We start from the raw sequence: 25,969 nt of genomic DNA on the forward strand, positions 1-25,969 counted from the left end.
TCCACCGCCTTCGGCCCGCCTAGAAGGCCACGGTCGTCAGCCGGTCGGACCGTGCCTGGACCTCAGACGCGGTACCGGCACGCACGGTGCCGCCGGTGATCGCCAGCCCGCCGGTCGGCGCGAACATGCCCATCGCGAACGTCGTCCCGGTGGGTGCCGACGCGATCGGGAAGACCGGGAAGGCGTTGCCGCCGGCCCGGACCGATGTCGAGATGTAGTCGCCGAACATCCGACCCTGTGACGTGTTGGGCAGCCACGACAGCGTCATCGGCCCGGCGAGCTGGGTGGCGGCGCTCCAACTCGTGCCGCCGTTGGTCGACGAGATGAAGCCGACGTCCAACCGGCAGGTCGACGCGGTGCAGTTCGAGGTGGGATAGAAGTAGTAGGTCAGGCCGATCCGGGCGGTCGCGCCGGCCGTCGACGGGTCGACGCCGATGCCGGGCACGAAGTGGTCGACCGTGCTGGTGGTGGCGTCGATCGGGACCCGCGTCGGGGTGGTCCACGTGGTGCCGTTGGTCGACTTGCTCAGCACGATGTCGTTGGCCGGGCAGCCCGACCGGAACCGGCAGTCCGACCACGCCACGTAGGCCGTGCCGGCGGAGTCGATCTCCGCCGAGGGCAGTGCCTCGGTGCGGATGTTGCCGGCGTCGGTGTGCCGGTTGACGCTGGCCACCAGCACCGTGCTGCTCCAGCTCGCCCCGCCGTTGGTCGAGGTGAACGAGCGGATCTGGTCGTTGAGCGACAGGTACGGCACGACCACGGTGCCGTTGGGTCGCACGATCGGCTGGCCGCCGAGGCCGGTGGCGTTGTTGCCGGTGGCCCGGGCCGGGCCCCAGGTCAGGCCGCCGTCGGTGGAGGTCTTCATCCGCAGTGCGTCACCGGAGCTGGTGATGTCGTACTCGGTGTAGCAGTTGCCGAAGAACGGGCTGGTCGAGGTGTTGTCGCAGACGATCCAGTTCTTGTCGTTCGACCCGGTGGCCGTGGTGACCGGGTTGCCCCAGGCCAGGCCGCCGTTGGTGGAGCGGCTGGTCAGCACCGGCGTGCCGGGGCAGTTCACGCCCAGCGAGGAGATGAGCCAGACGTTGTGCTTGGCGTCGAACGCGACCGAGGCGTCGCTGATCTGACCGCACGGGCCGCCGGAATTGCCGGTGGTGGCCGGCAGGAAGCCCTGGGTCCAGCTGGCCCCGCCGTTGGTGGACGTGGCGAACCCGATGTTGGACGAGCCGCCGCCCGAGACCCGGCCGACCTGGAACGCCGACACGATCGTGTTGCCGAAGGCGAACGTGTCCGGCTCGACCTCGGTGCGGTGCTGGGCCTGCGTGTCGGTGAACGGGTCGGTGCTGACCTGGGTGACCGCGACGTTGGCCGAGGCCGGACCGGCCGTGGCCAGCAGGGCGGCGATGACGACGGGCGGCAGCAGGATGACGGTGCGGAACCTTCGAGGCATGGTGCCATCACCTTCTTCGGCGTAGCGGAATCGCCGCGGGCGACCGCGGCGGGCGGCGAGGGCCGCGAACCATGGCTCCACGCCTATCCAGCCACAAATCCGACCACGGGAAAAGCCGCCGGGTGGCTCACACCGAAGGTCGGTCCACTGAGGACGGAGGGACGGTGCGGCGGTCAGCTAGGTGACGGCGGTCAGACCCGCCGGGACCAGCGGCCCGGCGGGTCCGCCGTCCTCAGCCGACGGTCACCGCGGTGTCGTCGAGCACGAACGAGGTCTGCTTGACCGAGTCCTCGGTGCCGGTGAACGTCACCGTCACGGTCTGCCCCTGATACGCCGACAGGTCAACGGAATGCCGCACGTAGCCCGAGGCCGCGTCCTTGTTGGAGTACGTGGCCAGCGTGGAACCGTTGACCTGCACGGTCAGGGTGTCGTACGCGGTCGTGGTCGGTTCCGCGGTGTCGACGTGCAGCCAGTAGCTCAGCGTGTACGTCGTGCAGCCGCTGGGCACCGCGACCTGCTGGGACACCGTGTCCGTATGGGCGGAGCCGTAGCCGTCCATCCACGCGTCGTAGCTACCCGAGTGAGCCGGCTCGCTGGAACTGTTGTTGATCACGCCGCTGCTGGTCGTCCACGGCGACGCGCTGCCGGTCTCGAAGCCGGGGTTGCCCAGCAGCTGCGCTGCCGTGCACCCGCCTCCCCCACCGCCGAACTGGACGTCGAGCACCGAGTGCAGCTCGATGCCGTTGGGGGCGACGCCGGTCTGGCCGTGCAGGAAGTCGAAGAAGCCGACGCCGGTGATCGTCACCGGCACGTTGGCCGTCTTGAAGGAACTGGTCGGGGTGTACTTGGCGGTGAACTCGGAGCGCGCTTTCTGGACGCTGGACGCCAATGGGCTGCCGGCGCCGACGCAGGCCGGGTCGGGGATCTCGGCGATCATGGTGTGCCCGGCGCCGTCGGACAGCACCAGGTGGAAGTCGGAGTCGGTCTCCAACTTGTACTGGGTGAGCGTGGCCGACAGCCGGAACACGGTCGTCTCGGTCGGCTGGACGCGGTTGTTGGCCGGCAGGCTCGCCGGTGCGGGCAACGACGTCAGCGACGCGATGGTGCTGGTGCTGGTGGACTGCAGGGTGATCTTGCCGGCGTCCGCGTCGGTACCGGTCTTGACCGCCCACCGCTCCACGCCGCAGCTCGCGGTGACGGCCGCCGGATTGGCGACGACCTCCTCGTTCTCCTCGTCGCCGCCGACGGAATTGGCCTGCCAGGAGTCGGGATCATGGGACGGGTCGGCGCCGCTGGCCGGGATGGTCAATCCCAGCACCGCGACGCAGGCGATGGTGGACAGCAGGGCGAGAGTTCTTCTCGGTGTAGGCACTTCGGCCTCCCTGAGGTGGTGACGGCAGGGTCGCCGGACCGGCTCGGTGGATAGAGTCCGGCGTTGACATGACGGCAACACGGCCGCAGCCGCCGTTCAACCGCCGATCGTGGGGTCCAGCGACGTGACCCGGACAACCAACCAGAATTCACCGCGGCGGCACGGTGATTGTCAGTGTGGCCTCGAGAATCGGGCCGGTCGGGCTGACCGGGCCGGCCTGCAACGTGACTTCCGTCGAGCCCGCACGCAGCGCGCGAATCGACGTCGTCGACGACCCGTCGGGCTCGATGCTGACGTCGCCGAGCGCCACGACCGCGCCGTCCGGCGATCGCTGCACGGACCACGGATGCCCGTTCGTGTGCGCCAGCGACACCGTGACCACAACGCCGGCCACCGCGCACACCGTCCGCCGTAGCTCGGTGAGTTCGATCCGGACCGTGGCGTCGTGGGTGAAACAGGCCGCCGGCTCGGTCTCCGACGTGGGCGTCGGCAACGGGGCGCTGGTCGGCCTCGGCTGGGCGGTCGGGGACGGCGTGACGGACATGGTCGTCACGCCGCCCCCGGAGCAACCGGAGATCATCAGTGCGAGCAGTGATGCGGCCACCACGGCGCGCATCCGATTGGTCTGCACGTCAGCTTGGACGTAGCGCACCGCGTCGCCGGTTGCCTTTCGCTAGTGGGCAATCCACCTTTCCGATCGGGCCATGACCGCGCCGCCGTTGACGGCGACGTCGTCGTACAGCGTGTAGGTCGCGTCACCCGGGTAGTTGTCGTCGTGGCTGGACAAGGTGAGCGTGTAGCTGTGGCCGGCCGTGACCGCAGCGGTCACCTGCTTCCAACCGGAGCCGGTGGTGCAGGTCTTGGCCAGCGGCGTGGTCGTGGTGCCGGTGGTGGTGTCCTTCAACGTGACGGTCGCCCAGTCGTAGGTCAGGGTGTCCGGGCAGGTCACGTTGTACCAGAAGGAAAGCTGCGTCGAGCCGGTCGGCGCGGTGAAGGTCTGGGCGATCGACGAGTCCGTGGACGGCGAGGTCGAGCCGACCCGGGCCGCGTAGGTTCCGCCGTGTGCGCCCGAGGTCACCACGGCGTCGGTGCCGGTCGTGGTCCAGCCGGTCAGTGCCCCGGATTCGAAGCCACCGTTGGTGATTCCGCCACCGCCACCGCCCTGGGTCACCGTCAGGGAGTAGGAGGCGGTGTGCGAGGCCGTGCCCTCGGTGCCGGTGATCGTGATCGGGTAGGTGCCGGCCGGCGTCGACGCCGAGGTGCTGATCGACAGGCTCGACGAGTTGCCGGCGGTAACCGAGGTCGGCGTGAACGTCGCGGTGGCGCCGGCCGGAAGTCCGGTAGCCGCCAGGGAAACGCTGCCGGCGGAGCCGGACGTCACCGTGGTGCCGACGGTCGTGCTGGCCGATGCGCCGGCCGCGACCGTGCCGGCCGTCGGGCTGGCCGAGATCGTGAAGTCGTTGCCGGTGCTGGTCGCGCAGCCGGGCAGGGTGAAGGAGGCGTTGCGCGTCTTCCACACGCGGGCGCCGGTCGTGCCCAGATACTCATGGGTGTACCAGAACGTGCAGCCGTCGGTCGGGTCCACGCTCATCGACGAGTAGTCGCCCCACCGGGAATAGGTGGTCTGCGACCCGGTGCCGGCCACGATGGTGGACTCGCCCTGCGTCATCTGCCCAGCGCTGTCGCCGGCCAGGCGGCCGGTCAGCCGGATCTGCGGGTTGATCGAGGAGCTGGAGGCGGTGTAGCCCAGGGCCATGTTGCCGGCCTTGTCCATCGCCACCGAGCCGAGCCACCGGTAGGTCGAGTCCGGCGCGTACGTGCCCTGCTGGTACACGGACGGGTTGCCACTGCTGCTCAACCGGAATTCGTACCAGCGCTCGCCGACCGAGGAGCCGACCGTGACCGAATGGCTGGTCACCAGCGACTGGTGGTCACCGAAGTTGCGGTACACGAGCCGGAACATCAGCCGGTCCGACAGCGAGTCCAGGGTCTGCGTGGTGCCCTTCTGCGGCACGCAGGTCCCGCTGCTGCCGCAGGCCGGCGTGTAGGCGGCCACGGTCAGGTTGGTCGGGCCGCTGAACGTCGTGTTGGCGGTGTTGGCCCAGTCCACATGGAACTTCCAGTACGCCAGTGTGGTGCTGGTGGTGCCCAGCGCGAACTGCACGTTGTCCGCGCCGGACGGCGGCGGAGTTGTTCCGTCCACATCGGACGCGAGGATGCCGCCGTACGAGCTGGAGGTGGTGAAGCACTGCTGCGTCGCGGTGGTGCCGGCCAGCATGCTGGCCCGGTCCATCGCGCAGCTCTCCGCGCCGACGAACGTGTTGCCGCCGCCCGAGAACATGTTGTACGTGACGTAGTAGGCGTCCGGCCACACCGACAGCTTCGGGTAGTCCGGGAAGTTGGCGTACTGGAAGGAGTACCGGTTGTACGCGCCGGTCGCGTCCGAGGTCTGCGACACCGCGATGCACTCGTAGTACGGGCCGGAAGCCGAGTTCACGTTGGCGAACTGGGTGATCACCCAGCGGTTGGCCAGGCTGTCGTAGCGGGCCACCGCGTCACCGTCGTCGGTGGACTCGCAGTAGCCGCCGAAGCCCGTGAACAGGGTGTTGGTGCTGGCCGGTCCGTACTGCGTGCTGCCGGACTTGGAGAACACGGCGAAGCCGGAGTTGACGATCTCGACCACCTGGGTGGCGCCGACCGCGGAGTTCGGGTCCGGCGGGACGCCGCCGAGGTTGAACGAGCCGGCCGGGCCGGAGAAGCCGGTGCCGAGGCCGTCGAAGTTGGCGCCGATCGTCGGCGCGAGGGTGCCCGCCGTGTGCTGGACGACGGGGTCGTGCGGCGAGGCCTTGGGGTGCGGGAGTTTGCCGACGGGTTCGCTTTCCGCGTCATCGCCCGACGGCACCTTGGCGGCGATCGTGCGCAGCGCGGGCGATGAGTCGTGGTGCTCCTCGTGGACGATTTTCGGCGCGGTGTGCGGCGCTGTCGCCGACGGCGGCGCCGTGGTGGTTCCGATGGCACTGGGCACGACCGTCGAGGTGGCGACAGCCAGCGCCACTCCGACAAATGTGGCTCTGGCCAACCAGAAACGAGATCTCATGCGTGGCTCCTCGCCGCTACCGGCTACAGGGATGTAGAAGGCCACGCGAATTCTCAAGCCCGCCCGTCAGCGGGACAACCTACGAACGATCCATTTTCGACGGTGCCGAACAGTCCGGTTTCGGCGGGTTCACGACCATCGTCGTGAACCCTTCAGCCGGTATCGGCGCTCCCGTGCCACCGGCCGCGGGCCGGTGGCACGTTTCCACGGCACGAACCGGCCGCCGGCCGGGATGACCCCCTGCCGGCGGCCAGCCGCTACCGCAGCGGTATCCCGGTCGTGTACGCGTCCTCGTCGTTGGCCACCGAGGCGTTGGGCGCCCCGCCCTCGCACACCGCCGGCGGCGTGGTCGGGGTTCCCGTGCCCGGACACAGGAACTGGTCGGTCGGCCGGGTGTCCGACCAGATCGGATAGACGGTCCGGCCGGTGACCGCGATGCCGGCGTAGTCACCGATGAACGTGCCGCTGAACTGGGTCGGCGGCGGCATGCTGCTCGACGTCGCCCGCACGTGCCGGAAGGCGCTCAGGTTCGAACTGGTGGAGGCGGTGATGTCGGAGAAGCCGAGGTTCTCGTCGGAGCCGTACTGCCGGTCGTAGTAGCTGACGGCGAGAGTTCCGTTGGGAGAGAACGCCGCCGCCTGCCAGAACTGGTCGGTCCTGGCTTGTCCCCCGGCCGTGGTGACGACGGCGAGGGCACGCGGATCGGTGCTGCCACCGGTGAAACTGGTGCCGGAGTTGGTGGAGGTGGACAGCACGATGTCGTTGTTGCAGGTGCCGGTCTTCACGCCGGTGTAGAGGTTGCCGCCAGTGGCGGCGGAAATGCCGGCAGGCGTGCAACCGGTGGCCTCGTTGGAGTTCCGGTTGATGTACGAGCCGTAGGTCACCACGACGCGGTTGGCGTGCGTGGGATCGACCGCGCCGATCGGGTAGTTGCTGGCCCGGAAGATCGAGTTGGTCGACGGGCCCTTCTCCGGCACACACGCGCGTCCGGGATCAAGGCCGTTCTGGTACGCGGCGCAGTCGGGCAGCTCGTAGAAGTAGCCGACCCGGACCGGCGCGGAGAAGCTCGCGCCGCCGTCGGTGGAGCGGGCCAGCAGCACCTGGCTGCGGTTCTCGGTGCCGGCGACCGCGTTGTTGAAGTTGTTGAAGGCGACGTAGAGCGCGCCGTCGGGGCCGGTGAACGGCTGCGAGTCCTGGTTCTCGTTGCAGGTCCCGCCCGGCGTCGGCAGGCCGAAGGTGTTGTCACACAGGGCACTTGTGGTGCTCACCAGGACCGGCGCGGAGAACGACTCACCGTAGTCGGCCGAATGCGACTCGTAGATGTAGCCGGTGCCGTCGGCGGCGAACGTGGTCCACGTCAGATAGACGCGGTCGGCGAACGGACTGCCGGCGTGGTTGTCGACCGTGATCAACTGCTTGTCCAGCAGGAAGTCCCCGGCACCGGCGGTGTCGTCGTGCTCCGCAACGGGACGGCCGGTGAAGTTGAACGACGCGCCGTTGGTTCCGGTGGAGCGGTACACGTAGAAGGCGCTGGACTGGTCGGGGTTGGCCGAGGTGCCCGCGCCACGGTTGAACACCTGGCAGGACAGGTAGGCGTTGCCCTTGGTGTCCCATGCCGTCGAGGTGTCGCCGCCGGCCTGCCAGTACTGGCGCGGGGCGCCGCCGAACGCGGTGCCGCGGGTGAAACCGTTGGGCACGGTCGAATCGGCCCAGGTGCCGCCGCCGTCCAGCGAGTACGACACGCCGCAGGTTCCGTCACCGCGGCGGTAGTCGTTGTAGCTGGCCAGCAAATGGCTGGCATTGTTCGGATCCGCGGACAGCCAGGTCTCGTTCTGCGCCTGGCCCCGGCCCTGCAGATCGGGGTCGCTGATGTTGAGGCAGTTCTGGTTGACCTTCACGTCGTCGCCGAAGCGGTTCGTGCAGGGCGCCGGCGCCGCCCGGCGCACATCACGGGGCGCCAGGCTCTGACCGTGGATCGCCGGGTCCTCACCGTTGAGGACCGTCGCGAGCAGGCCGGACACGTGGTGCTGCTGGATCGCCTTCAGGCTCGCGTAACCGAATGGGGCCGCGCCGGCCGGCGCCGCCACGACGCCCAGTCCCGCGGCGGCGAGCGCGACGGTCGCTAACAGTGACAGAGTGGGTCTGGTTCGGTACATGCGGACTCCTTGTCCGGAGGTACGCACGATTCCTCGCCGGATCGGCGGAAATCACCCGAAGCTAGATCCGCGTCCGACACCCCGGCAATCATCCATCCGGCCCACACCCTCATACTGTCAACTGTGGATTCACGCGAGCCGATGGTGGGCGGCGTCGAAGAACACCGGCGAACCGGTCGCCGCCGGAAGCCGCGAACCGGGTGGCCAGCCAGCGTTCGGCGAAGCCGATCACGTTGACACCGAACGACTCCCGGCGCGTGATGGCCGCGAGGGTCCCGCTGTGCCGCCCCAGTTCGACCACATAGGACAGATCGGCGATCGCGCCGGCCACGTCGTCCAGGTCGGCCCGGCGCTTGTCCATGTCCAGTTCGGCGTCGAGCCGCCGCACCCCCTCGTTCACCAGGGCCAGCGATCCCGGCAGGTTGCGGTGACTGCTACGAACGCCCTCGAGGGCCTCGGCCACCTGCGCGATGAAGCCGCCTTGTGGCGGGAGGCGCTGGCCGTCTACGACGACATCGGCGTACCCGAGGCCGAGCGGCTCCGAACCCTGCTCGCCACCGTCGAAGTTGACGCTTACTCGGGTCGTGACCAGCCAACTTTCCGAAGTGCCCTGCGAGGGGCGGGTCACCGGCCGCAGCACTGATACCGTGCCCTGAAACAGGAAACTTTGTTTACTGGCAGGCCGGTGACACAGGGGGGACCGCGTGTCGGACACGCCTCTGTACTTCAGGCTTCTCGGCCCGCTGCACGTCCTCGTCGGGGACGAGCCGATCATGCTGACCAGCAGCCGTGAGCGCAAGCTGCTGGCCCTGCTGCTGTTCTCCCGCGGGCAGGTGGTGCCGGTCGAGCGGATCATCGAGGCGCTGTGGGACGACGAGCCGCCGGCCACGGCCAAAGGCCAGATTCAGACCTGCGTGTTCACGCTGCGCCAGCAGTTCCGCGAACGCGGCAGCGGTGAGCTGCTGCGGACCCAGGCGGCCGGCTACGCCATCGAAGTGCCGGGCGAGTGCTTCGACGTCGCCGAGTTCGAGCGGCTGCTCGGCGAGGCGGCCACCAACAGCGCCGACGGCCGTCCCGAACAGGCCATCGAGCACTACCGGGCCGCGCTGGGCCTGTGGCGCGGGCCGACCGCGGCCACTGTGGACGGCCGGCTGCTCCAGGCGATCGCCGGCCGTCTCAACGAGGATCGGATCCGCGCCCAGGAGGAGTGCATCGACCTGGAGCTGTCGCTGGGCCGGCACAGCCGGCTGGTCGGCGAGCTCAGCGAGCTGGTCGAGTACCACCCGCTGCGGGAACACCTGCGGGCCCAGCACATGCTGGCGCTCTACCGCTCGGCCCGGCAGGCCGAGGCGCTGGAGTCGTTCCACGAAGTCCGTCGCATCCTCCAGGACGACCTGGGCATCCAGCCCGGCGACGAGCTCACCGCTTTACACCAGGCGATCCTGGCCCAGGACCCGGCCCTGGACACGCCACGTGAGCCGCGTGGTTCGACCCGCCAGACAGCTGCGCCCCGGCAGCTGCCGGCGGCCATCTCCGACTTCACCGGGCGGCAGGACCTGCTCGAGGAGCTCACCACGCTGCTGACCGTGCCGCCGGCCGACGACGCCGGCCGGCCGCTGCCCATCGCCTGCCTCACCGGCGGCGGCGGAGTCGGCAAGACGGTGCTGGCCGTGCAGGCCGCGCACGCGGTGCGGCACGCCTACCCCGACGGCCAGCTGTTCGTGCAGAGCCAGGGCCCGGACGGGCGACCGGCCGACCCGATGGACCTGCTGGCCCGGCTGATCAGCTCGCTCGGCGGCCCGGCCAAGTCGCTGCCGGAGAACCTGACCGACCGGACCGCGGTCTACCGCAGCTGGCTGAGCGACCGGCGGATGATCATCGTGCTGGACGACCTTGCCGGCGTCCGGCACGCCACCGCGCTGCTGCCCGGCACCCCGGCCTGCGCCGTGATCATCACCAGCCGCCGTCCGCTGACCAGCCTGCCCGGCGCCCGGCACATCAAGGTCGGCAGCCTGGACGAGGACGCCTGCGTCGACCTGCTGACCAAGGTCGTCGGGGCGGACCGGGTGGCCGCCGAGCCGGACGCGGTGCGGGACCTGGTCCGGCTCTGCGCCCACCTGCCGCTGGCCGTGCGCATCGCTGCGGCCAAGCTGGCCACCCGGCCGTACTGGATGATCGGGCAGCTGGTGCACCGCATGCGGGACGAGATGCGCCGGCTCGACGAGCTGGCCATCGACGGCCTCGGCATCCGGGCGACGCTGACCGAGTCGTTCACCGGCCTCGGCGCGTGTGCGCAGCAGCTGTTGGTGCGGCTGAGCCTGCTGGGGACCGCCGACTTCGGCTGCTGGGTGAGCGCGCCGCTGCTGGACGTGGACTTCGACGAGGCCAGCGACGCGCTGGACGAACTGGTCGGGGCCAGCCTGGTCGAGGTGCGGGTCGACGACACCGGCCCGCCCCGGTTCCGGCTGCACGACCTGGTCCGGATATACGCGCAGGAGCGTTTGGCCAGCACGGAGGGCACGCTCGGCCGCACCAGCACGCTGCGGCGGCTGCTGTCCTGTTGGCTGTCCCTGACCGTCGAGGCCCACCGCCGGGCCTGTGGCGCCGACTACGGCGTGCATGGCACGACGGAGTCGTGGGATCTGCCGGAGTACGCCCGCGATCTGATGCTGGGCCAGCCGATGGACTGGCTGCGTCAGGAGCGGGCGGGGTTGTTGCGGGCGGTCGGTCTGGCGGCCCGGATCGGGCTGGACGAGCTGTGCTGGGACCTGGCGGTGACGCTGGTGCCCCTGTTCGAGGCGGACTACCTGGTCGAGGACTGGCGCAAGACGCACCGGACCGCGCTGTTGGCCACCCGTCAGGCCGGCAACGCCCGTGGCGAGGCCGCTGTGCTGTGCTCCCTCGGCAATCTGGCGCTGGTTGAACGACATCAGGACGCGCCGCAGCACTTCGAGCCGGCGCGCGACGCCTTCGCCGCCCTCGGCGACACCCACGGCCACGCCCTGGCGTTGAGCGGCCTGGCCTTCTGCGACCTGGTCGAAGGCCGCTACGAGCAGTCACTACGCCGATTCGACGAAGCACTGGCCGGGTTCCGTGCGGTCGGCGCGGAGATCGGCGCCATCGACGCGTTGTGCAACATGGCGCAGATCAAGATGGACTGGGAGGACTACGCGCACGCCGGCCGGCTCCTCGACGATGCGCTGTCGCGGTGCGGGCAGCTGCGCAGCACCCGGATCTACGCCCAGTTGCAGTACCGGGTCGCCGACCTACGCCTGCGTACCGGCGACCTGGCCGGGGCCGAACAGACCCTCGGCGCGGTGCTGGACGTGGTCATGGACACCGGCGACCTGCTCGGGCAGGCCAGCACGCTGGCCGGCCTGGGCGCGGTCAAGGTGCGGCAGGGCCGGTACGGCTCGGCTGAGCAGGACCTGGCCACCTCGCTGGCCATCTCCCGGCGTATGGAGAGCAACCCGATCCGCGGCCGGGCGCTGCTGGCGCTGGCCGAGCTGAGCGTCGCCCAGTGCGACTGGAACCGGGCGAACGCGCTGGTCAGCGAAGGTTTGGTGGTGTTCAGCGAGACCGGGTCGGCCGGCGTGACGCGGGCCCGGTTCCTGGCCGTCAAGGCCCGTATCGACGACCAGTTCGGCAATCCCATGACCGCCGCCGCGGCGCGCCGCGAGGCGTTGCAGCTGGTCGGCGACGCCGACACCGCGCTGTCCCGCGCCTTGGCCGAGGCGATCGAAGCGCGGTAGCTGCTTCCGTGTGCGGTATCAGCCTTCTCCTGTGCCGGTATCGCCGTCGGTGGTGGTTGGGTTTTGTGCGCGTGCTGCGTAGTTTTCCGGGGTTCTTCGGTTTATGGGTCGATTTGGTGTGGAGCCTCTGCGCGATGGCCCAAGGGCTAAAAGCGGGCAGGACGAGCCTGCCCTTGGCCTGTCAATTGTACGCCATCGCGCCCCTCCACACAAAATCGACCCAATTCGGGAGTTGGCGGTGGGTGTGTGAAGGAATGGCGGTGGCTGGGTTTTGACTCCCGCTGTGCACCCTTTTGGTGATGGCTGTGGGAAGTCCTTTTCCCGGTTAGTGCTGCAGGGGGTGGGTGGTGTGGTGGCGGCCGGCTGGTGTGATCCAGTGGGTGGTGCCGTCTGAATCCTGGGTCACTGTGTAGTTGTCGTGTTTGCGGTGGTGGTGCCAGGTGCAGAGCCCCTGGAGGTTGGTCGCTTGGGTGCGGCCTGTGGGCCAGGGAGTGATGTGGTCGTGTTCCTGGATGGGCAGGGTGCAGCCGGGGGCGGTGCAGGTCCCACCGGCCCGAGCAACGGACGTCTCTTTCATCAGGGCCGTGGGCCGGTAGGTGTCGGTGCTGATTGCGGAGATCTGCTGGTACTCATCCAGCAGCAGCCCTCGGAACGGGCCGTGCATCGCCAACTCCCGCGCCGCCTCGGCCGCGATCGGCCCATAACCGGCAAGCTGGCCGGGGTCATTGGTCAGGCCCAGCAGGGTCTCCATCGAGATGGTGACGAAGGTCCGCACGTTCCAGTTGGTGTGCTTACCCCGCAGGCGGTCCCAGAGCACGTCCGAGCGTTTCTGGTCGGTGGTGCGCTCGTCCTTGGGTAGGGACTTGGCGTCGGCGCAGATCTGCTGGAACAGCTGGTGGGCCTCGGTCGCGGGGAGGATCCAGGTCAGTTTGGCCATACCGTCGGGCAAGGCAGAGAGCCCGACCTGCCGGTCGTCCTTAGCCTTGTGGCAGCGCTGCTCATAACCATCCGGATCGGCCTTCGCGACCAGCGCGGTGGCCTTGCGACACACCTGAGTCCGGGTCATACCGGCGGCCTGCTCGGCCAAGGCCTGGTCGACTTCGGCGACCTGCGCAGGATCGGACAGGTGGCGGGTCCGCTCGTGGACCGCCGCGAACCGGGCGAGGTCGATCTCGCCCCGGCGGAACCGCTCCGCCAGCGCGGGATGGGTCTCCAGGGCGGCGGCGATCTCTTGTGAGCGGGCCAGGGCCGGCTCCGAGACCTTCGTGGCCATTGCCAGTTCGGTGAGGTCGTCGATGTGGTTGAGGGCCTCATGTTCGGCCCATTCACACACCGCCCGCACCTTCCGGGCCGCCCCCACAAAATTGACCAACTGTTCTTGCGTCAGGCTCGCGGGATCCACACCCAGCACCAGATCGAACAGGGCCCCGGTGGGTTCCCTGTTCTCGATGTCGCGGGTGAGTTCCATACTTCTGAGAATACTCGAACACAAGATCGAACACGAATCCCTAACGGGTGAATCCCGCCCGACAGAAAGGCTTTTCTTTCTTCCCCGCCACACCACAACACGGCAACTCGTACCAGTCGCGTGGATTTTGTGTGGAGGGGCGCGATGGCGTACAATTGACAGGCCAAGGGCAGGCTCGTCCTGCCCGCTTTTAGCCCTTGGGCCATCGCGCAGAGGCTCCACACCAAATCCATGCGACCACACCGAATTAATCCCCCCGACCGTACCGAACACATCCCCATCAGCCGACCATCAGGCAACACCCCCGCTCTCGCATCACTCCTGCCGACAAGGGACCGCCCCGAAAGCACCAGAGAAGCCTCTAGCCCCAGCCTGATGACCGTGGAGACATCCGACCCGACAGCCCCGCACGTGACCGCCAGCAACAGCAGCGTCGCCGTCGTCCGCAAGGAGATCACCCGACTGCCGGCCAAGGGCTGCCATCCCGACTGGTTCCGGCTCCCCGCCCATTTCACCGTTGCCGCCCGCTGAGAAGGAGGCGATTCCCTTGCGGATACTGGCGATCTCGCCGCATCTGGACGACGCCGTGCTGTCGGCCGGCGCGCGGCTGCACGACCTGGCTGCGGCCGGGCACGAGGTGGTGGTGCTGACCTTGTTCGCCGGCTTCCCGCCGCCGCCGTACTCGCCGCTGGCCCTTGAGCTGCACGCACTCTGGGGCCTCGGTGAGGATCCGATCGGCGCGCGGCGGCGTGAGGACGAAGCCGCGCTGGCCCAGCTCGGCGCGACGGCGCGGCACGCCGGTTTCCTCGACGCGGTCTACCGGCCGGGCCGCAGCCGCTGGCAGGCGGCCGACGAATCCGCCGACGCCGCGTTTCGGCCGAAGTTGGCGCTCGCGATCCGCGACGCCTTGGCCCCGGCACCTGATCTCGTGCTGACGGCGGCCGGGATCGGCGGCCACATCGATCACGTGCTGACCCGGGATACGGTGCTGATCGAGTGTCGGGACGCCGCGGTGCCGGTCGAGCTCTGGCAGGACCTGCCCTACGCCGGCACGACCAGCGCGGTGCCACGGCTCGCGCCCGGGGTGCGCCTGGCCGCCGGCCGCCCGGTCGTCGCGAGCGAACCGGCCTGGCGGGCCAAAACCGCCGCCGTCCGCTGCTACACCTCGCAGCTGGGGATGCTGTGGCCGGAGCACCCGGACATCGCGCGGCCGCTCGCCGCCCACGCGCGGGCGGCCGGCGGGGTCGGCCGCCCAGCGGAACTGTTCTGGTCGGCGCACTGGGTGGCGGCCGCCAGCTACTCCTGAGGTTCTCCACGCCGCCCTCGGGCCGATCCTCCGGATGGTCGATGCCGCCGCGCCGGCGTACCGTCGGCCCGTGACCAGCGAGCACGACGTCTGGGCCGTCGGCGACGCGTACGAGGCATACATCGGCCGGTGGAGCCGGCCGGTCGCGGCGGAGTTCGTCCGCTGGCTGGCCGCGCCGGCAGGCGGCCGCTGGGTCGATGTCGGCTGCGGCACGGGCGCGCTCACGGCAACCGTGTTGGCCGCGGCCGATCCCGCCCACCTCCTCGGCGTCGACCCGTCCGCCGGGTTCCTGGCCGGGGCCCGGTCTCGCGTCACGGACCCTCGTGTGTCATTCCAGGTCGGCGACGCCAGGGCATTGCCGCTGCCGGACCGGAGCGTCGATGTCGTGGTCAGCGGCTTGGCGCTGAACTTCGTCCCCGATCCGGTCCTGGCCGCGACCGAGATCGCCCGGATCCTCACACCGGGCGGCGTGGCCGGCGCGTACGTGTGGGACTACGCCGACGGCATGGGGATGCTGCGCCACTTCTGGGACGCCGCGGCAGCGCTCGATCCCGCCGCGGTCGAGTTGGACGAGGGCAATCGCTTTCCGTTGTGCCGCAACGACGCGTTGGGGCGGTTGTGGTCGGACGCCGGTCTCGGCGACGTGCGGGTTCAGGCCGTCGAGGTGCCGACCGTCTTCGCCGACTTCGACGACTACTGGGGCCCGTTCCTCGGCGGTCAGGGCCTGCCCCCGGGTATGCGATGTCGTTGTCCGACAAGCAACGCGGTGCGTTGCGGGACCTGCTGCACGACCGGCTGCCGATCGCCGCCGACGGCACCATCCCGTTGACCGCCCGGGCCTGGGCGGTGCGCGGAACGGCCGTGGCCTAAGCTCGTAGGGCCATGGACTACGTCCCCCACTTCCGCCGCGAGATCGCGGCCTTCGAGGACGCGGTCCGCCGGTCCGCCGACGCCGCTCCCCGGTCCCGTCCTGCCCCGGCTGGTCGATGTCGGACCTGGTGGCGCACCTGGGCAACGTGCACCGGTACCTGATCCACCTCGTGGAACACCGGCTGGCCGCCCCGCCGGACCGCGTCGACCTCAACGTGCCGACGGACACGCGCGGCTGGCCCGTGGCGGGACGAACACCGACTCACGGGCCGGTGCCGACCAGTCTGATCGACTGGTTCGTCGACGGAGCCGCGAGGCTGGCCGAGCTGTTCGACAGCCGCGACCCCGCCGAGCCCGTATGGACGTGGTCGCAGGACCAAACGGTCGGGTTCTGGGCACGGATGCAGACGATCGAAGCGGCGGTGCACCGCTGGGACGCCGAAAACGCGATCGACGCCCCCCAACCGGTCGACAGCGACCTGGCAGCGGACGCCATAGAGCAGAACTTCACCGTCATGGCCCCGTTTCGGCGCGCCCGGACCCAAGCGCCACCCGGACTCGGTGAGCGGATCCGGTTGCGCCGTACCGACGGCGACGATGTCTGGACGGTGGCCTTCGACGGCGACACGATCGAGCTCATCGATCCCACCGAGCCTCGGCACGTCGAACTGAGGGGCACGGCCTCGGACCTGATGTTGTTCCTGTGGCACCGGATTCCCGCGGACGAACTGCTCGGCGTGGTGGGGCCCCGCGCCGTGCTCGACCGCTACTTCACCCTCGTGCCCCCGATGTGACCGCCTCGCACGGCCGCTGAGCGCTACCGTTGACGTCATGGGGGGACCATTGACGGATCAGCAGGGCTCGACGCTCAGACAGTTCCGGCTCCGGGCGCGCCTGACCCAGGAGGCGCTGGCCGAGGCGTCGGGGGTGTCGGTACGGACCATCCGGGGGCTGGAGTCCGGCGCCCGGCGCAATCCACAGCGCTCATCGCTGCAACAACTGGCCGACGCGATGGGCCTGTCCCCGGGCGATCGAGAGTTGCTCATGGCCGCGGTTCTCGGGACCCCGGCCGCTCCTGGTCCGAGGCAGCTGCCCGCGCCGCCGACGCTGTTCGCCGGACGGCGGCCGGACGTCGCCGAACTCACCGAGATGCTGGACCAGACCTCCACGGTGGTGATCTCCGGCACCGGCGGCGTCGGCAAGACGTGGTTGGCGTTGCACTGGGCCAACCAGGAGTCCGATCGCTTTCCCGACGGCCAGCTCTACGTCAACCTGCGCGGCTTCGACCCGTCCGGCCGGCCGATGAACGTGGAGGCGGCGCTGCGCGGCTTCCTCGAAGGCATCGGGGTGCCACCCTCGGAGCAACCGACCGACCTGCACGCACAGTCGGCGCTGTACCGGAGTCTGCTGGCCGACCGCCGGATGCTGGTGCTCATCGACAACGCCGTCGACTCCGCCCAGGTCGTGCCGCTGCTGCCGGGTAGCGGCAGCACGGTCATCGTGACCAGCCGAAACCAGCTGACCGGTCTCGTCACGTCGCGCGGCGCCCGCCGGCTGACGCTCGACGCACTGCCGGACGAAGACTCCACGGCGCTGCTGGCCGCTCGTCTCGGCGCGGACCGCCTTGCCGCCGAGCCGGACGCCGCCGCGCAGCTCGTACGCAGCTGCGCTGGCATGCCGCTGGCCCTGGGTATCGTCGCCGGCCGTGCGCAGGCCCACCCCGAGTTCCCGCTGGCCGAACTGGCCGACGAGCTGCGGGAGATGCGGCTCAACGCCCTCGACGAGGACGACGAGCTGGCCAGTGTGCGCGCCGTGCTGTCGTGGTCGACCACGCCGTTGAAGCCACCGATGTCCCGCTTGTTCACGCTGCTCGGGATCGTGCCGGGACCGGACATCGGGGTTCAGGCGGCGGCCGCCCTCAATGGACAGTCTGTTATGGACACACGACGACTGCTGCGGGCGTTGGAACAGGTTTCACTTGTGCAGCACCATGTTCCCGGCCGCTATCGGATGCACGACCTGGTTCGCCTGTACGCCGCCGAGCAGACGTTGCCGCAGGCCGAACGCGAAGCGGCCCTGCACGGCCTCGTCACCTACTACACCGCCGGCGCCCGGGCGGTGAACCAGTCGCTCTTTCCGCACCGAGCCCCATCCGTGGTCGTCCACGATGCGGCGGTGTCGCACGAATTCGTGCCGTCGGACGCCGACGCCGCATGGGCGTGGTTCCACGCGGAGAACGCCTGTCTGGTGGCCAGCGCCCGGCTGGCGATGACCATGGGTTGGTACGCCCCTGTCTGGGAACAGGCCTATTGCCTCGCCCCGATGCGTACCCGCCAGGGGTATCTGCACGACGATCACGAGACGTGGCGAATGGCGCTCGCCGCCGCCGAGCACCTCGGCGACACCGTCGCCCGTGGGCTTGCTCTCTGCGGCCTGGGCTTCGCGGACCACCATCTCAACGACAACGAGAACGCCGCGCTGCACCAGCAGGAGGCCGTGGATCTGTTGGCCACCACCGATCGCACCATGGAGCAGGCCATCGCCCACAGCGCCCTGTCCAACGCGCTGCGGCCGCTCGACCGCGTCCAGGAGGGGCTGCGGCACGCCCGTCGGTCCCTGGAGTTGTTGGAGCCGCTCGGTCACCCGGTGCTCACCGCCCAGGCGTTGAGTCAGGTCGGTGAGCACCAGCTCGACTTGGGCGACTACGCCGTCGGGCGGGCGACACTGGAGCGGGCGCTGGCCGTGTTCCGCGAGCACGGCGACACCGACAGCGCGGCCATCACGCTGAGCAACATCGCGCGGAGCTTGCGCCGGGAAGGCGAGTTCGCCGCGGCATTGCCGCTGTACCACGAGGTTCTCGCCCTGTACACCGCCGTCGGCAACCTCGCCAATATCGGCGCCGTCCACGCCTCGATCGGCGACATCCAGCTGGCGCAGGGCGATCGCGACGGGGCCGCCCAGAGCTGGCGGACGGCCCTCGAGGTGCACATCGCCCACCACCAGCTCAGCCTGGCCGAGGAGACCGAGCGCAAACTGGCCAAGCTCACCCCGCGAGTCCCGCCTAGCGTCACACCGAATGTTTGAATCCGTTTCACACATTCGGTGTGACGCTGAGCGGGACTCGCGGGGGTTTGGGGAGGTCAGGTGTGCAGGCCGGGCAGCGCCTGGGTGTGTTCGATCCGCACGGCTTGCAGCGCATTCGGGTTGAGCCGCAGCAGCGTCAGTATGCTCGGCGCGATCTGGACGGTCGACACCGGCGCGTCCACGACCCGATGACCGTGCACGCCCGCGCCGGCGACAACCAGCGCCACGTCGCGGTCGTCAGGGGCGGCTCCGCCGTGCTCGGCGATCTTGGACTTCTTGCCGGTGTAGACCACGCCGTACTGGGCGACGCCCACCACGTCGGGCACACGGGGATCGGCAGCCGAAGTGTGGAAATAGGACGGTCCACTGTAGACGGCCTGGAGACCGGAAGCGGTGAACTGCTTGGGCGCGCCGGCGATGTCGTTGCCGGTGCCGTTCTGGGCCAGCAGGTAGTGCCGGGCGAAGTCGACGGCCGCGGCGGAACGGTCGTTGAGCCACAACAACATCGCGTCGTCATCAGTGGACGCCGCCACGAGGTCGCCGCTGCCCGGGTGGACTGCCCGCCACGCCGCGTTGAGGCCGTCCAGCAGCGGTCCGTCGGCGATGCGGGTCAACGCGGCCGGGTCGGTCGGCGACTGGCCGTGCTTGGCCGACAGCACAATCGTCGTCCGATCGGCCAGATGCTGCTTGCCCAGCTCGGCGGTCAGCGCGCCGATCTCGCCGTCGACCGAATCGAGGGCGCTGGCCAGCAGCGGTCCCGGCGTGCCGTTGGCCAGGTAGCCGCCGGCCGGCAGTTTCTGCGCGGTCGACACGGTCTGGAAGTTGAGACCGAAGACCGCCGGCGTGCCGACCCGGGTGGTGCCGGCGTGGTCGTAGCCGTCGATCTCGTTGCGCACGGCCAGAACCTTGTAGTGGTCGTACTGGCGGGTGGCGGTGTTGTCGGTGGTCCAGTCGCCGGCGCCGACGCTGCTGTTGATCTCCGGCGTGAACAGGTCCTGCACGCCGGTGCCGGACGGCCCGTTCAGGATCGAGTAGGCCGGGTGCTTGTCCGACCAGGCCGTGCGCAGGCCGGCGGCGCGGGCGACCTCGAAGACCGTGTTGACCTTGAGGTACTGGTTGGGCTGAACCGGCTTGCAGGTCCTGGGGTCGACCGGCAGCCCGGACGGCTGGATGAGCGTCTGCGGCGCGCCGGTCATGCCGAGGATCGAGTTCGGCAGGCCGGCCAGGCCCTGGCCGGCGTCCAGCGCAGCCGGGTTCTTGTCCAGGTCCTCGGTGAGATCCACGACCGCCCCGGCTTCGCGCCGGCGCAGTCGGTGGTGCCGGCGGGCAGCAGGGCGTGGTTGTACGTGGCGTCGTAGTAGATGCCCGTGGTGGCCGGATTGCCGCCGGTGAGCTGCCCGACCAGGCCCGGGAAGGAGTCGGACGGGACCGGGGTCTTCGCGTGCGCGTAGTCGATGCCCTCGCGGGTAAGGCCGGCCAGCGCCGAATGCGGGTGCTGCCGCACGTACCAGGCCAGATCGGCGGCGTGCAGGCCGTCGATGGAGATCAGCAGCACGTGCCGGTCCGGCGCGGCCGCGGCCACCGGTGCCGCGGTGGTCGCGACCAGGCCGACCGCGACCGCGGCCACCAGGGTTGTTCTGCGCATGCCGGTGCTCCTCGCTGACTCCTACAGTGGTGTAGGAGTTCTAGGCGACGAGGGTGTACTCGACCTGAACGCGGCGTGAACCGCCCTCATCAGTCTGTGGGCTGGACATCCCGTCGAGACACGGCCAGGTGGCCGACGACCGCCACGATCAGCGCCAGCAGCACCAGGCTCACCGGCCCGCCGCCGAGGCCGAGACCGCCGACATCGGTCGGCTTGCCCAGCCAGTCGGCCACCGAGGCGCCCAGCGGGCGGGTGACGACGTAGGCGAACCAGAAGCTGAAGATGGGATTCCAGTGCAGCCAACGGTATCCGGCGGCCGGGATACAGATCATCAGTGCGAACAGGACGATCGACCACAGATAGCCCAGGTGCAGGGTCATCGCGGTCAGGTCGCCGAGCGCGGTGCCCAGCGCGAAGGTGGCGACCACGGCGGCCCAGTAGAAGGCCTCGCGGCGCGGCGTGTCGATGCTGTGCACGGACATCGTCTTCTCGACCCGGAACCACAGGATGTACACCGCGGCGAGGGCGATTCCGTACAGCAGCGCGGAAAACGTGTACGGCACACCGAAACCGACATGGAGGACATCGGCCGCCATCGTGCCGAACACGCCGACCATCACCACCGCGAACCAGTACGCCCAGGCCCGGTAGCGGCGCATCGCGAACTGGACGACCAGCGACACCACGAAGGCGGCGAACCCGGCCAGCACCGCCGGGATCGGCGACAGCGCGCCGACCAGGTAGTCCGAAGCGGACTCACCGAGCGCCGTCGACAAACCCTTGGCCAGCCAGAAGAAGACGGTGATCTCCGGCACCCTCAGGGCACGGGCCGACACCACTGAATTGCGCAGACTGCTTGTCACTCGGGGATTCTCCCATCGGCCGCCGCACCGGCCACGCCCCCACAACCGATCGACAGGTAGTTGACAGGAACTGGTTTTCCCTTTGCTGAGAACGCTTTCAGGAAAGCAGCGCGCTGGCGTAGTGGTCCGCGTTGTCCCGCACGCCGGGCAGCACGTAGAAGTAGCCGCCGCCGAACGGCGTGACGTAGTCGGTCAGCGGCTCGCCGTTCAGCCGGTTCTGCACGGCTTCGAACTGCTTGGCGATGTCCTGTTGGTAGCAGCAGAACAGCAGTCCGGCGTCGATCGTGCCGTTGGGCTGGAAACCGCGGTCGTAGTTGAACGGCCGGCGCAGGATGCGCGCGGTGTTCGGCGTGCGGGGGTTGGCCAGCCGGATGTGCGAGTCCAGCGGGATGACCTTGCCGTCCGGATCCTTGCCGTAGTCCGGAATATCGGTCTCGACGCTGCCGTCCAGCGGCGCGCCGCTGTCCCGCCGCCGGCCGAACATCCGTTCCTGCTCGGAGATCGACACCCGGTCCCAGAACTCGACCTGCATGCGGATGAACCGCACCACCTGGAAGCTGCTGCCGTCTCCCCGCCAGGCCACGTCCGCGCCCGGCTGGGAGATGCCGTCCTTGAATCCCAACAGGTTCCGCGGCGTGCCGGCCGGTCGCGGCGGCGAGCCGAAGCCGTCAAGGCGGTAGCGGGGCTGCATGCCGTCGCGGGTGTGCCGGGTCAGGTCCCGCAGCGCGTGGTGCACGGTGTCGATGTTGTTGGCGCAGATCTGGAGCATCAGATCGCCGTGGCACCACGCGGTTTCCAGCACGTCGTCCGGGAAGGTGGGCATCGCCGTCAGGCCGTCGGGCTTGCGCAGGCCGTAGCGGGAGTCGAACAGCGATGCGCCGACCGACACCGTCACGGTCAGGCCGTCGGCCGGCACGGTCGGCCCGAGCACGGCGCTGTCCGAAGGCGGCGCGCCGACGCCCAGATCCGGCGGCGTGCCACCGGCAGTGAGGAACCGGGCTCGATCGGTCAACGCCTTGAACATGGCCGTCAACCCGGCCCGATCGGCGGCTGTGACGTCAAAGGCCGCGAAGGTTGCGAAGCGTTGGCCTGGTGTGTCCACACCGGACTGACGTGGACCGTGGAACGGGTACGCCTGCGGAACCTCCGGCGTGGCAACGGTGTCCGCCTGCGCCCCGGCGGCGGCGAGGCCGCCGATCAGTGCGGTGCCGGCGACACCGGCACCGGTGCCCTGGAGGAAGCGGCGACGGCTCAGCGACATGGCAGGGGCTCCTTCAGCTCGCGCGCACTTCGAGCAGGGTGGGAATGGCGGACAGGGTCTCGACGGCAGCGCCGACACGGGCGTCCACCACCGTCCGGTTGCCGGTCCCGCAGGCGGCCGTCACCGCGGCGAGCTGCGTGCGGGCGGCGGCGACCAGGCCGGGCTTGCGGGCGTCGAGCAGCGGCTGGAGCCGGTCCAACACCGCGTTCGTGGCCTCGACATCGGCCGCCACCAAAGAAAATGTCGTGTTGGAGCCCTGGTCGGTCTGGCCGTTGAGGGTGCGCCGCAACGCGTCTTCCAGGATCTCGTGGGCCCTGAGCGGCAGATCGGTCGGGTCGAACGTCAGTTTCTGGTGCAGCGTCTGGACGTCCTGTCGCAGCTTGTCGGCCACTGGCGCCAGGGCGGTCGTTTGCCCGTGCCACAGGCCGTATTCGATGCGGTGCAGGCCGGTGAAACCGGGATCGGCCACGCCCTGCGGCAAGCCCTGTGGCAGACCGTCGATCGCCACGCCCAGGTCCTCGAACTGCCCGTACGCGGCCCCGAGCCGCTCCCAGGTCAGCTGCGCCGCCAGCCACGCCGCCTTCGCGCCGTCGACATCACCGGCCTGGATCTTGGCCGCCAGGTCGCCGGCCTGAGCGTCCAATGTGGACATTTTGTCCGAGAGATAGGACGTGAACGAGTCGGCCGGTCCCTTGAGGTCCTTGTCCGACACCGGCTTCACCGCCGGCACGGCCGGTCCGCCGGAGCCACCGGTGACGGCCGCGACGGGCGACACCTGGTCCAGCTCGCCCGGCACCAGGCAGCGCCAGCCGTACTGGCCGGGCGGCAGGTCGACGGTGATGGACCGGCGGGTGCCGGGGCCGAGGCCCTCGATCTCGCCGATCACCCCGCCGTCGGTGGCCCGGATCAGGTAGATCTCGCCGCCGTGCCCGGACTTGTTGATCACGGAGATGGTCGACGAGCCGGCAGCGGTGCCGGTCCAATCCTGGGCACAGCCCTCGGCCGTGACAGTGACCTGCGTCGACGAGCCGCCGCCGGACGGCGACGTGACCAGCGCGAACACACCGACCGCCAACAGCGGCAGGACGACCGCCGCGGCCGCGTACACCCACCGCGGCACCCGCCGCACCGGCGGCGATGCCGGGGCCGCCGCCGCAGAAGGCTTACGTAGGAACACAACGAGCACCGTGACCAGGTACGCCAGGTAGACCGCGACCTGGAGCACGGTCATCCGCGGCGCGAGGTTGGTGATGCCGGAGATCAGCGACACCCACCAGCTGTCCGTGGACACCACCGTGCTCAGGTCGAACGCGATCCAGCCCCGACCGGGCACGATGCCGGCGGTCTGGAGCTCGCCGACGCCGTAGGCCAGGACGCCGGCGGCGATCACGATCAGCAGCACTGCCGTGCGGGAGAAGAAGACGCCGAGGTTCACCCGCACGCTGGCCCGCACGATCAGCCAGCACAGCAGGAACGACGCCGTCAGGCCGACCGCCGCCCCGACCAGCGGCGTGATCGTGTCGCCGGACGCCTGCACCGTCGTCCAGAGGAACAGCGCCGTCTCCAGGCCTTCACGGGCCACGGCGAGGAACGCTGTCGTCGCCAGCGCGCCGGCCCCGATCTCGGCCGCGTGGCCGATCTTCTCCCGCAGCTCACCCGACAGACCACGGGCCGCACGACGCATCCAGAAGATCATCCACGTCACGAGCACGATCGCCACCAGGCTCAGCAGCCCGCCGAACACCGCCTGCGCCGTGATCGTCAGCTCGGCCCGGGAGAACACCAGCACCGCGCCGAATCCCAGCGACAGCAGGCCCGCCGCCAGCACCCCGAGCCAGATCGGCGCGACCCCTTTGCCGGTGCGGCGCACCGCGGCCAGCAGGATGCCGACCACCAGCCCGATCTCCAGCCCTTCGCGCAGGCCGATGACCAGGTTGGGCAGCCCGTCGACCCACACCGCGCCACGCCCCTTCGGTTAGGCTCACTTAACCCCGGGGCGGATACTACACACTTGTAGAAGGGTGCCCTTAGTACCCGTGAGTGAAGACACCGCCCACAGCGGTGGCGAGCACCGGGATGGCGTGAATGTCCGACACGGCGACCTCGGTCGGATGCGCCTCCAGGAAGACCATGTCCGCCAACTGCCCGGGCACCAAACGACCCTTGTGCGCGTCCTGACCGGTCACCTGACTGGAGCCGAGGGTCGCGGCGCGGACGGCCTCCGACGGGGTCAAACGCTCCTCAGGTGCATACAGAATCCCGTCTTCGGTGAGGCGTTCTACGAAAGCCTGGATACCGCCGAGCGGAGCGCCGGGGGCGACGGGGCGATCGGAGCTGAGGGCGACGGGGAGGCCGACGTCGAGGAAGCTGCGGGCACGGTGTGACCAGCGGCTGCGGTCGGGACCGATGGCCCGGCGCATGCCCTCGCCGAAGGCGGGCAAGAAATTCGGCTGCACGACGCAGGCGACGCCGAGGGACGCGAGCCGAGCGACCTGGTCGGGCCGAACGACGGTGCCGTGCTCGACCCGGTTGGGCACCAGACGGCGGCCATGAAGCGTCATCGCCTCCTCGATCACGTCGAGGGCGACATCGAGCGCGGCGTCGCCGACGGCGTGCAGGGCGACGGACCAACCTGCGGCATAGGCCGCCAAGACGCGACGGCGCAGCGTCGAGGCGTCTTCCTGGAGGTAGCCGTGGTTGTCGGGACAGCCCTCGTAATGCTCGGACAGCTGGGCTGTGCGGCCGAGGATCGACCCGTCGGTGAAGACCTTGACCGGCCCGAGCTGAAGGACGTCGTCGCCCCAGCCGGTGCGAATGCCGGTGCCGAGCCCCAGAAAGGCGGGCTCTTCAGCGTGCCCACCGACGTCGACCAAGGCGTCGATCACCGGCATGACCTGCATCCGGGTCCGCAGAACGCCGTGCTCACGGGCGTTCTGGTACGCGGCCAACTCCCCCGGCGCGTGCCCGATCCAACCCCCGGCAACGCCGCAGTCGGTGACGCTGGTGAGCCCCTCACGGGCGTACTGCGCGGTGGCCAGGTCCAACGCCCGTTCGATCACGTCCAGTGGATACGGCAGCAGTACGTCCTGCACGAACGCCATGGCCCGTTCCTCCAGGACGCCGGTAGGCCGACCGGTCTCGTCCCGCACGACCCGCCCGCCGTCGATCTCCCGGTCACCGACGGCGGTGCGCCGCAGTCCCTCGCCGTTGAGCTGGCAGGAATGCCCGGAAGCGTGCTTGATCCAGACCGGCCGGCCGCCGCTGACCCGGTCGAGCACGTCACGGTCCGGGACCGCGCCGTGCAGCAGCACGGGATTGAAGCCGGAAGCGATGATCCAGTCCTCCGGCCCGCCGTCGCCGGCCCGCTCCCCGATCGCCCGGTACACGTCGTCCAGGGACGTCACGCCGGACAGGTCGGTCTCCAGCAACGTCATCCCGAACCAGACGCTGTGGGCATGCGCGTCGTTGAACCCCGGCAGCACGACGCCGCCGCGAGCGTCCACACGCTCACGTGCCTCGAGACCCTCGACGTCCTTGCCAATAGCCAAGATCCGGCCACCGGCGACCGCAAGGGAGTCCACAATGGACTCGTCAGGGTCGCCGGTGTGGATCCGCCCGTTCTCGACGATCAGATCGACCTTCACCCGC

General features: G+C 69.8%; 19 protein-coding genes. 6 read left to right on the forward strand and 13 right to left on the reverse strand.

Annotation, left to right across the window (positions count from 1 at the left end):
* Positions 1-19 precede the first annotated feature (19 nt).
* From M3Q35_RS15060 to M3Q35_RS15085, 6 genes are all read right to left on the reverse strand, one after another.
* Positions 20-1,447: a sialidase family protein gene (locus M3Q35_RS15060; RefSeq protein ID WP_273942381.1), complete on the reverse strand. Its 1,428-nt coding sequence runs from the start codon at positions 1,445-1,447 to the stop codon at positions 20-22.
* Positions 1,448-1,679: 232 nt separating this feature from the next.
* Entirely contained in the window at positions 1,680-2,819 is a 1,140-nt protein-coding gene (locus M3Q35_RS15065; protein ID WP_273942382.1) for a hypothetical protein, read from the reverse strand.
* Between the two features lie 148 nt (positions 2,820-2,967).
* Positions 2,968-3,450, reverse strand: coding sequence for a hypothetical protein (locus tag M3Q35_RS15070; RefSeq protein ID WP_273942383.1), 483 nt, complete (start codon positions 3,448-3,450; stop codon positions 2,968-2,970).
* A 42-nt stretch (positions 3,451-3,492) separates the two neighbouring features.
* Complete coding sequence (locus M3Q35_RS15075; RefSeq protein WP_273942384.1) at positions 3,493-5,916, reverse strand: hypothetical protein; 2,424 nt, start codon at positions 5,914-5,916, stop codon at positions 3,493-3,495.
* A 257-nt stretch (positions 5,917-6,173) separates the two neighbouring features.
* Entirely contained in the window at positions 6,174-8,072 is a 1,899-nt protein-coding gene (locus M3Q35_RS15080; protein WP_273942385.1) for a sialidase family protein, read from the reverse strand.
* Between the two features lie 109 nt (positions 8,073-8,181).
* Positions 8,182-8,700, reverse strand: coding sequence for a hypothetical protein (locus M3Q35_RS15085; protein WP_273942386.1), 519 nt, complete (start codon positions 8,698-8,700; stop codon positions 8,182-8,184).
* 76 nt (positions 8,701-8,776) lie between these two features.
* Between M3Q35_RS15085 and M3Q35_RS15090 the strand changes: the two genes are divergently transcribed.
* On the forward strand, positions 8,777-11,824 hold the full coding sequence (locus M3Q35_RS15090; protein ID WP_273942387.1) for an AfsR/SARP family transcriptional regulator: 3,048 nt from the start codon (positions 8,777-8,779) through the stop codon (positions 11,822-11,824).
* 325 nt (positions 11,825-12,149) lie between these two features.
* Here M3Q35_RS15090 and M3Q35_RS15095 read toward each other — a convergent pair whose 3' ends face one another.
* Positions 12,150-13,292, reverse strand: coding sequence for an HNH endonuclease signature motif containing protein (locus M3Q35_RS15095; RefSeq protein ID WP_273942388.1), 1,143 nt, complete (start codon positions 13,290-13,292; stop codon positions 12,150-12,152).
* A 375-nt stretch (positions 13,293-13,667) separates the two neighbouring features.
* Here M3Q35_RS15095 and M3Q35_RS15100 point away from each other — a divergent pair, with 375 nt between their 5' ends.
* The 5 genes from M3Q35_RS15100 to M3Q35_RS15120 all read left to right on the forward strand — a co-directional run bounded on the left by M3Q35_RS15100 (position 13,668) and on the right by M3Q35_RS15120 (position 18,552).
* Positions 13,668-13,823, forward strand: a complete 156-nt coding sequence (locus tag M3Q35_RS15100) for a hypothetical protein (protein WP_273942389.1) — start codon at positions 13,668-13,670, stop codon at positions 13,821-13,823.
* A 16-nt stretch (positions 13,824-13,839) separates the two neighbouring features.
* The gene (locus tag M3Q35_RS15105; protein WP_273942390.1) at positions 13,840-14,598 is read left to right on the forward strand and encodes a PIG-L deacetylase family protein; all 759 of its coding nucleotides are present in this window, start codon (positions 13,840-13,842) and stop codon (positions 14,596-14,598) included.
* Between the two features lie 70 nt (positions 14,599-14,668).
* Positions 14,669-15,427, forward strand: a complete 759-nt coding sequence (locus M3Q35_RS15110; RefSeq protein WP_273942391.1) for a class I SAM-dependent methyltransferase — start codon at positions 14,669-14,671, stop codon at positions 15,425-15,427.
* Positions 15,428-15,584: 157 nt separating this feature from the next.
* Entirely contained in the window at positions 15,585-16,262 is a 678-nt protein-coding gene (locus M3Q35_RS15115) for a maleylpyruvate isomerase family mycothiol-dependent enzyme (protein ID WP_273942393.1), read from the forward strand.
* Between the two features lie 37 nt (positions 16,263-16,299).
* Complete coding sequence (locus M3Q35_RS15120; RefSeq protein WP_273942394.1) at positions 16,300-18,552, forward strand: ATP-binding protein; 2,253 nt, start codon at positions 16,300-16,302, stop codon at positions 18,550-18,552.
* 56 nt (positions 18,553-18,608) lie between these two features.
* Here the strand turns inward: M3Q35_RS15120 and M3Q35_RS15125 are convergent, their stop codons facing one another.
* From M3Q35_RS15125 to M3Q35_RS15150, 6 genes are all read right to left on the reverse strand, one after another.
* Positions 18,609-19,835, reverse strand: coding sequence for an alkaline phosphatase family protein (locus tag M3Q35_RS15125; protein WP_273942396.1), 1,227 nt, complete (start codon positions 19,833-19,835; stop codon positions 18,609-18,611).
* The gene (locus M3Q35_RS15130) at positions 19,745-20,197 is read right to left on the reverse strand and encodes an alkaline phosphatase family protein (protein ID WP_273942397.1); all 453 of its coding nucleotides are present in this window, start codon (positions 20,195-20,197) and stop codon (positions 19,745-19,747) included. Before M3Q35_RS15130 ends, M3Q35_RS15125 begins: the two co-directional genes overlap by 91 nt.
* 89 nt (positions 20,198-20,286) lie before the next feature.
* Entirely contained in the window at positions 20,287-21,060 is a 774-nt protein-coding gene (locus tag M3Q35_RS15135; RefSeq protein ID WP_273942398.1) for a COG4705 family protein, read from the reverse strand.
* 97 nt (positions 21,061-21,157) lie between these two features.
* The gene (locus M3Q35_RS15140) at positions 21,158-22,321 is read right to left on the reverse strand and encodes a Dyp-type peroxidase (protein ID WP_273942399.1); all 1,164 of its coding nucleotides are present in this window, start codon (positions 22,319-22,321) and stop codon (positions 21,158-21,160) included.
* A 13-nt stretch (positions 22,322-22,334) separates the two neighbouring features.
* Positions 22,335-24,278, reverse strand: a complete 1,944-nt coding sequence (gene efeU, locus M3Q35_RS15145) for an iron uptake transporter permease EfeU (RefSeq protein ID WP_273942400.1) — start codon at positions 24,276-24,278, stop codon at positions 22,335-22,337.
* A 70-nt stretch (positions 24,279-24,348) separates the two neighbouring features.
* Entirely contained in the window at positions 24,349-25,965 is a 1,617-nt protein-coding gene (locus M3Q35_RS15150) for an amidohydrolase (protein WP_273942401.1), read from the reverse strand.
* Positions 25,966-25,969 lie beyond the last annotated feature (4 nt).

The sequence above is a fragment of the Kutzneria chonburiensis genome, from assembly GCF_028622115.1.
GTDB lineage: Bacteria > Actinomycetota > Actinomycetes > Mycobacteriales > Pseudonocardiaceae > Kutzneria > Kutzneria chonburiensis.